7 protein-coding genes are annotated in these 6,360 nt (G+C 64.7%); 5 read left to right on the top strand and 2 right to left on the bottom strand.

Features of this window, described 5'->3' with window-relative positions; genetic code table 11:
- Window position 1: 1 nt before the first annotated feature.
- Window positions 2–115 (top strand): helix-turn-helix domain-containing protein, encoded by a 114-nt coding sequence (locus VD811_16650; protein ID HXV22616.1) that lies wholly within the window; start codon window positions 2–4, stop codon window positions 113–115.
- 145 nt (window positions 116–260) lie between these two features.
- Entirely contained in the window at window positions 261–1,352 is a 1,092-nt protein-coding gene (locus tag VD811_16645; protein HXV22615.1) for an AAA family ATPase, read from the top strand.
- 187 nt (window positions 1,353–1,539) lie between these two features.
- Here the strand turns inward: VD811_16645 and VD811_16640 are convergent, their stop codons facing one another.
- Complete coding sequence (locus VD811_16640) at window positions 1,540–2,370, bottom strand: methylated-DNA--[protein]-cysteine S-methyltransferase (protein HXV22614.1); 831 nt, start codon at window positions 2,368–2,370, stop codon at window positions 1,540–1,542.
- A gap of 23 nt (window positions 2,371–2,393) precedes the next feature.
- Entirely contained in the window at window positions 2,394–2,549 is a 156-nt protein-coding gene (locus tag VD811_16635) for a hypothetical protein (GenBank protein ID HXV22613.1), read from the bottom strand.
- Between the two features lie 246 nt (window positions 2,550–2,795).
- Between VD811_16635 and VD811_16630 the strand changes: the two genes are divergently transcribed.
- From VD811_16630 to VD811_16620, 3 genes are all read left to right on the top strand, one after another.
- Window positions 2,796–3,767 (top strand): TAXI family TRAP transporter solute-binding subunit, encoded by a 972-nt coding sequence (locus VD811_16630; protein ID HXV22612.1) that lies wholly within the window; start codon window positions 2,796–2,798, stop codon window positions 3,765–3,767.
- 87 nt (window positions 3,768–3,854) lie between these two features.
- Window positions 3,855–5,930: a TRAP transporter permease gene (locus VD811_16625; GenBank protein ID HXV22611.1), complete on the top strand. Its 2,076-nt coding sequence runs from the start codon at window positions 3,855–3,857 to the stop codon at window positions 5,928–5,930.
- An 11-nt stretch (window positions 5,931–5,941) separates the two neighbouring features.
- On the top strand, window positions 5,942–6,360 hold a 419-nt coding region (locus VD811_16620), incomplete at its 3' end, for a universal stress protein (protein HXV22610.1).

Raw genomic sequence — 6,360 nt, 5'->3', positions numbered from 1 at the left:
CCTGCTGGTCGAAGAAGCCCTGCGCCGCGCCCGGGGAAATCAGACCCTTGCCTCCCGCCTGCTCGGCATCTCCCAGCCCGCCCTGAGCAAGCGGCTCAAGGTCGGCAGAAGGTAGGACCGCCATCGCTGCGGTGAATAAATATCGTTTGGTAGGGGCGCTGCTTGCTGCGCCCGGGGCGGAGCAAGCGCCGCCCCTACATTTCATTTAACCGCCCCAGCAATGTTTTCTGCTGCAGCCGCCTTTCCCCCAGGAGGAGCGCATGGCCCGCAAGATATTCATCGCCGCCACCGGCCAGAACAGCGGCAAGACCACCACCAGCCTGTCGCTCATGCACCTGGCGCGCAAGAAATACGGCCGGGTCGGCTTCATCAAGCCGCTCGGCCCCAAGCCGACCCCTTTCCGCGGCGGCTTCTACGATAAGGACGCGGTGCTCATGGCCGAGGTTTTCGGCCTTGAGGAGCAGATCGGGCTGATGTCGCCGGTGGTACTCCATCCCGGGTCGACCAAGGATATCCTCGATGGCCGCATCGCCGCCGCCGGTCTCAGGCAGCGCATGGCCGAGGCTCTGGCGGAGCTCGACGCCCGCAACGATTTTCTCATTATCGAGGGGTCGGGACACGGCGGCGTCGGCTCGGTCATCGGCCTCAGCAACGCCGCCGTCGCCCGCCTCGCCGGCGCGCCGGTGATGATCGTCGCCGGCGGCGGCATCGGCAACGCCACCGATTCCGTGGTTCTCAACCTTGCCCTCTTCCGCCAGGAGGGGGTGCCGGTCAAGCTGGTGCTGGTCAACAAGCTGCAGGCCGACAAGCGCGAGTCGACCCTGCACTACCTGCAACTGGCTTTTCGCGATCTCGGGGTGACGTTGCAGGGGGGCTTCAACTATTCGCCGATTCTCGCCAATCCGACCCTCGCCCGCATCGCCAAGATCCTGGAGCGGCCGCTGCGGGCGGCTCCGGAGGAGGCCCAGCGCATCATCCACCATATCCAGCTCGGCGCCGCCTCCTCCCAGCGGGTCATCGACCTGCTCGAGGAGTCGACGCTGATGGTGATCAACAGCACCCGCGACGAACTGATCGTCACCGCTTCCTCCCTTTATCACCTCCCTGAATACCAAACCAAAATCGCCGGACTCGTCATTGCCGGTTTCAACCCGATTTCCGGGATCACCCAGACCATTCTCGACGACAGCCAGGTCCCCTATCTGCGTACCGAGATCACCAACTCCGAGGCCTTCTCCATCGTCACCGGCGACGTCTCCAAGATCACCGCCGAGGACGCCGAAAAGCTCGCCCTGGTGCGCAACATGGCCGAGAGTGACCTCGACTTCGAGGCCATCGACGCGCTGCTCTGAAAGGCTGATGAAAAACGCCCGTCTGCGGCGTTGCCCTCATCCTTCGTCAACGACGTACCTTCCAGGTACGCCTTATTCCTCAGGATTTCGGGCGCCTTGCATCCGGGCATTTTTGATCAGCCCGCGAGCTCCTGGTTTCTGCACCCTGATTGTGTCGATTGGTTGCGCGAGTATGGCGGTGAGAAATTCACCCCTCCTCCTGCGCCGCCTCCCACCCGAGCATCGCCTTCTTGCGCATCGCCCCCCAGCGGTATTCGCCCAGAATGCCGGTCTTGCGGATCACCCGGTGGCAGGGGATGAGCCAGGCGACGGGGTTTTGCCCGATGGCTGACCCCACGGCGCGGGCGGCGCCGGGGGTGCCGATGGCGGCGGCGATGTCGCCGTAGGTGGCAGCGGACCCTGCCGGCAGGCACAGCAGGGCCTGCCAGACCTTGATCTGGAAGTTCGTCCCCTGGACGTGGAGGACAAGGGGCACTCCGCTTTGCTGCTCCCGGGAAAAGAGGCGCTCGGCCAGGGCGCCGGTGGCCTTCTGGTCGGGGACGAAGGCGGCGTTTTTCCACGGCGGACGCACCTTCGACAGCACCTCTTCACGGCTCCCCTGGAGAAAGGCGAGGGCGCAGATTCCCCGTGCCGTGGCGGCGATCAGGGCCTCGCCGAAGGGGGTGGGGTGGAAGCCGTAGCGGATGGTCAGGCCGGCGCCGTGGCTCTTGATTTCGCCGGGCGTGGCGGCGTGCAGCGCGACGGTGAGATCGTGCAGCCGGCCGCCCCCCGAGAGCCCCGATTCCCAGGCCGCCTCGAGGACGCTCCCCGAGGCCTGCAGCACGCTCCTGGCGTACTCGGCGGTGAGGAACTGCAGGAAACGTTTCGGGCTCACGCCGGCCCAGCGGCGGAAGAGACGCTGGAAGTGGAACTCGCTCAGGCCGACCTGGGCGGCAACCCGCGCCAGGCTCGGCTGCTGCCGGAAGTTTTCGCTCAGGAAGCGGATCGCCTGCTCGATCCGCTGGTAATCGCCGGTCATGCTCGCCTCCCGTGTCCGGATGCCTACGGGTCTATCATGACCTGCCGCCCGTTGCGGTTCAACCCGATTCTTGCGGCGGCGCAGGTGGCCGGACAGGCCTTGCTCTCCCGTTTCCCCGCCAGTTTTCCTCTCCCGGAGCCTTCGCCAACCTGCATAACCGTGGTTATGGTCATAACCATGGTTATTTTCCTTTGAAGTTGCTGTAATTGCATGACAATTTCCCCTCGCCCGGCTTTCCTCCCATAACCATGGTTATACCCCTTCGCCGGGTTTGCCCAAGGCGATAAAACGTCATTATTCCCCGTGATTAAAGCATGTTGCGATCAGTTGGCGCGATTGGCACCGCCCTTGCTGATATCCATTTTTAGTAAACGGCATGATGCCGGCGGATGGTTCCGTACTTCACCCAGTCAAGGAGGAGAGAAATGAAAAGAGTGGCAGCAGTACTGATGACGACGGTGTTCGTCCTCGCCAGCGTGGCCGCGAGCTACGCCGCACCGCGCTACGTCACCATGGGGACCGGCGGCGTCACCGGCGTCTACTACCCGACCGGCGGGGCGATCAGCAAGCTGGTCAACGCCAAGCGCCAGCAGTACAACCTGCGCATGACCGTCGAGTCGACCGGCGGCTCGGTCTTCAACGTCAACGCCCTGATGAACGGCGACATCGAGATGGGCGTCGTCCAGTCCGACCTGCAATACCAGGCCTTCAAAGGCCTCGGCGAGTGGGAAGGCAAGCCCCAGGCCAAGCTGCGCGCCATGTTCGCCATCCATCCCGAGGCGGTGACCATCCTGGCCGCGGCCGACAAGAACATCAAGAGCGTGGCCGACCTCAAGGGCAAGATCGTCAACATCGGCGCTCCCGGCACCGGCCAGCGCGTCAATGCCACCGACCTCTTCAAGACCGCCGGCATCAATGTCGACAAGGACCTCAAGGTCGAGGGGATCAAGCCCGCCGAAGCCGCCGGCATGCTGCAGGACGGCCGCATCGACGCCTTCTTCTACACCGTCGGCCACCCCAACGGCTCGGTCAAGGAAGCCGTCGCCGGCGCCCGCAAGGTCGCCTTCGTCCCGGTCTCCGCCGAGATGGTGAAGAAACTGGTCGTCGATCAGCCCTACTACGCTCCGGCGATGATCCCCGTCGCGCCCTATCCCGGCGTGGCCAACACGGCCGACGTCCCCACCTTCGGCGTCAAGGCGACCATCTGCACTTCGGCGGACGTCCCCGAGGACGTGGTCTACACCGTGACCAAGGAAGTCTTCGAGAACATCGAGGAACTGCGCAAGCTGCACCCGGCTCTCGACGTGCTGACCAAGGAAAACATGTTGCAGGGTAATTCCGCCCCGCTGCATCCCGGCGCCGCCAAGTATTTCAAGGAAGCCGGATTGATCAAATAAAGCGTTCTCACGAGAATACAGGGGCACGGCGCGCCGTGCCCCTATGCAACGATACGACCAGATAATCTCGAGAAGAGGTGGACAGCCATGGCAGAGCAGGAAAAGGAAATCCGGGACGAGGGAATTGAAGTCGCCCAGCGCCTGAAGGAAGAGGAAGAGCTCGGCCTGCGCCGGGTGACCGGGCCGACGGCCTGGATCGTTCCGGCGGTGGCCCTGTGCTGGTCGCTGTTCCAGCTCTCCCTGTCGAGCTGGCTGATGCTCGACTCCACCATCATCCGCTCCATCCATCTGGCGTTCGCCTTTTTCATCATCTTTCTCTCCTACCCGACCCTGAAGCGCGACGTGCGCATCCCCGGCCTGACCTGGCTCGGCGAGAAGCACAAGATCCCGCTGGCCGACTACGTCATCGCCATTCTCGCCTGCCTGGCGGCGCTGTACATCGCCATCGACTACCAGGGCCTCGCCGCCCGCGTCGGCAGCCCGAGCAGCCGCGACCTGATCATCGGCATCTTCCTGGTGGTGATCCTGCTCGAAGCGGCCCGCCGCGTCATCGGCCCCGCCCTGCCGATCCTCGCCACGATCGGGACCCTTTACTGCTTCCTGGGCCCCTACATGCCCGACATCCTGGCGTTCAAGGGGGTCAGCGTCTCGCGCTACATCGGGCAGATCGCCCTGACCACCGAGGGGATCTACGGCATCCCCCTCGACGTGTCGGCGCGCATCGTCTTTCTCTTCGTCCTCTTCGGCGCCATGCTCGAGCGGGCGGGCGCCGGGCGTTTCTTCATCGACCTGGCGATGAGCCTGCTCGGCCGCTACAAGGGGGGGCCGGCCAAGGCGGCGGTCCTCTCCAGCGGCTTCACCGGCCTGGTCTCCGGCTCCTCCATCGCCAACGTCGTCACCACCGGCACCTTCACCATCCCGCTGATGAAGAAGGTCGGCTACCCGGCCAAGAAGGCGGCCGCCGTCGAGGTGGCGGCGAGCACCAACGGTCAGCTGATGCCGCCGGTCATGGGCGCCGCGGCCTTCATCATCGCCGAGTATGTCAACATCCCGTATCTGGAGGTCTGCAAGGCGGCCGCCGTGCCGGCCTTCGCTTCCTACTGCACCCTCTTCTACCTGACCCACCTGGAAGCCTGCAAGCTGGGGATGAAGGGGCTGCCCAAAGCCGACCTGCCGCGCTTCTTCTACACCCTGCGCAACGGCTTCCACTACCTGATCCCGATCTTCGTCCTGCTCTATGAATTGATCGTGCCGCGCCACTCCCCCGACATGGCCGCCTTTCGGGCCATCCTGGTCCTGATGGGCTTGATGCTCATCCAGGGCGTGGTGCGCGCGCGGCTGCGCGGCGACGCCTTCCCGGGCGGACTGCTGGCGGGCTTCGGGGATATCGTCGCCGCCCTGATCGCCGGCGCCCGCAACATGGTCAGCGTCGCCGCGGCGACCGCGGCGGCGGGGATTATCGTCGGCGTCGTCACCCTGGGCCTCGGCGGGCTGATCACCGGCATCATCGACACCCTGAGCATGGGCAACTTCGTGCTGATGCTCTTCATTACCGCCATCGCCAGCCTGATCCTCGGCATGGGCCTGCCGACCACCGCCAACTACATCGTCATGGCCTCGCTCACCGCTCCCGCCATCGTCACCATCGCCGAATGGCAGGGGGTGGCCGTCCCCCTGATCGCCGCCCACATGTTCGTCTTCTACTTCGGCATCCTGGCGGACATCACGCCGCCGGTCGGCCTGGCGGCCTTCGCGGCGGCGGCCATCGCCAAGAGCGACCCGATCGAGACCGGCATCCAGGGCTTCATCTACGACATCCGCACCGCGATCCTCCCCTTCATGTTCATCTTCAACACCAACATGCTGCTGCTCGGCGTCGACAGCTTCGCCATGGCCTTCTACATCTTCGTCATGACCACGGTCGGCATGTTCGCCTTCGCCTCGGCAACCCAGGGCTGGTTCGTGACCCGCAACCGCTGGTTCGACATCCCGCTGCTGCTGCTGGTGACGGCCATCATGTTCCGGCCGGGCTTCTTTGCCGGCCTGGTCGGGGTGGCGAACAAGAACTGGATGTACCTCATCGGCCTGGCCCTGTACGGCGTCATTTTCGCCTGGCAGAAGATGCGCGCCGGCATGGCCCCCGCCGCGTCCGTGAACGCCTGAGGAGGGCAGTCATGATCCCGAGATACAAGACGATTCTCTACGCTACCGACCTCACCGACAATGCCGCCCACGCCTTCCGCCATGCCATCGGCCTGGCCCGCTGCAACAACGCGCGGATCTACCTGCTGCACGTGCTGCCCGAGGTCGAGCCGGCAATGCTCAATTACATCTCGACGGTGATGGGCGAGGACAAGCTGGCCGACTTCGAGCTGGAGCACAAGAAGGAGGTCAATGATCAGATCCGCCTGCGCCTGCATGCCTTCGCCAAGGAGGAGCTGGTCGACCACCCCGAGGACATCGACCGGATTGCCGACATCGAGGTGCATCACGGCCATCCGGTCGACCAGATCCTCGAAATGGCCGACCGCATCGACGCCGACCTGATCGTGCTGGGCAGCCACGGCAAGGGCAGGCTCAAATACGCGTTCCT

It is taken from the genome of Desulfuromonadales bacterium (assembly GCA_035620395.1).
In the GTDB taxonomy this organism is placed as follows: Bacteria; Desulfobacterota; Desulfuromonadia; order Desulfuromonadales; family DASPGW01; genus DASPGW01.
The sequence above is the reverse complement of the archived record's forward strand: the minus strand, read 5'-3'. Positions and strand labels throughout refer to the sequence as shown.

Coding starts and splice junctions, on each gene's coding strand:
- VD811_16630 (HXV22612.1), top strand. CDS start 2,796: ATGAAAAGAGTGGCAGCAGTACTGATGACGACGGTGTTCGTCCTCGCC.
- VD811_16645 (HXV22615.1), top strand. CDS start 261: ATGGCCCGCAAGATATTCATCGCCGCCACCGGCCAGAACAGCGGCAAG.
- VD811_16640 (HXV22614.1), bottom strand. CDS start 2,370: ATGACCGGCGATTACCAGCGGATCGAGCAGGCGATCCGCTTCCTGAGC.
- VD811_16635 (HXV22613.1), bottom strand. CDS start 2,549: ATGGTTATGACCATAACCACGGTTATGCAGGTTGGCGAAGGCTCCGGG.
- VD811_16625 (HXV22611.1), top strand. CDS start 3,855: ATGGCAGAGCAGGAAAAGGAAATCCGGGACGAGGGAATTGAAGTCGCC.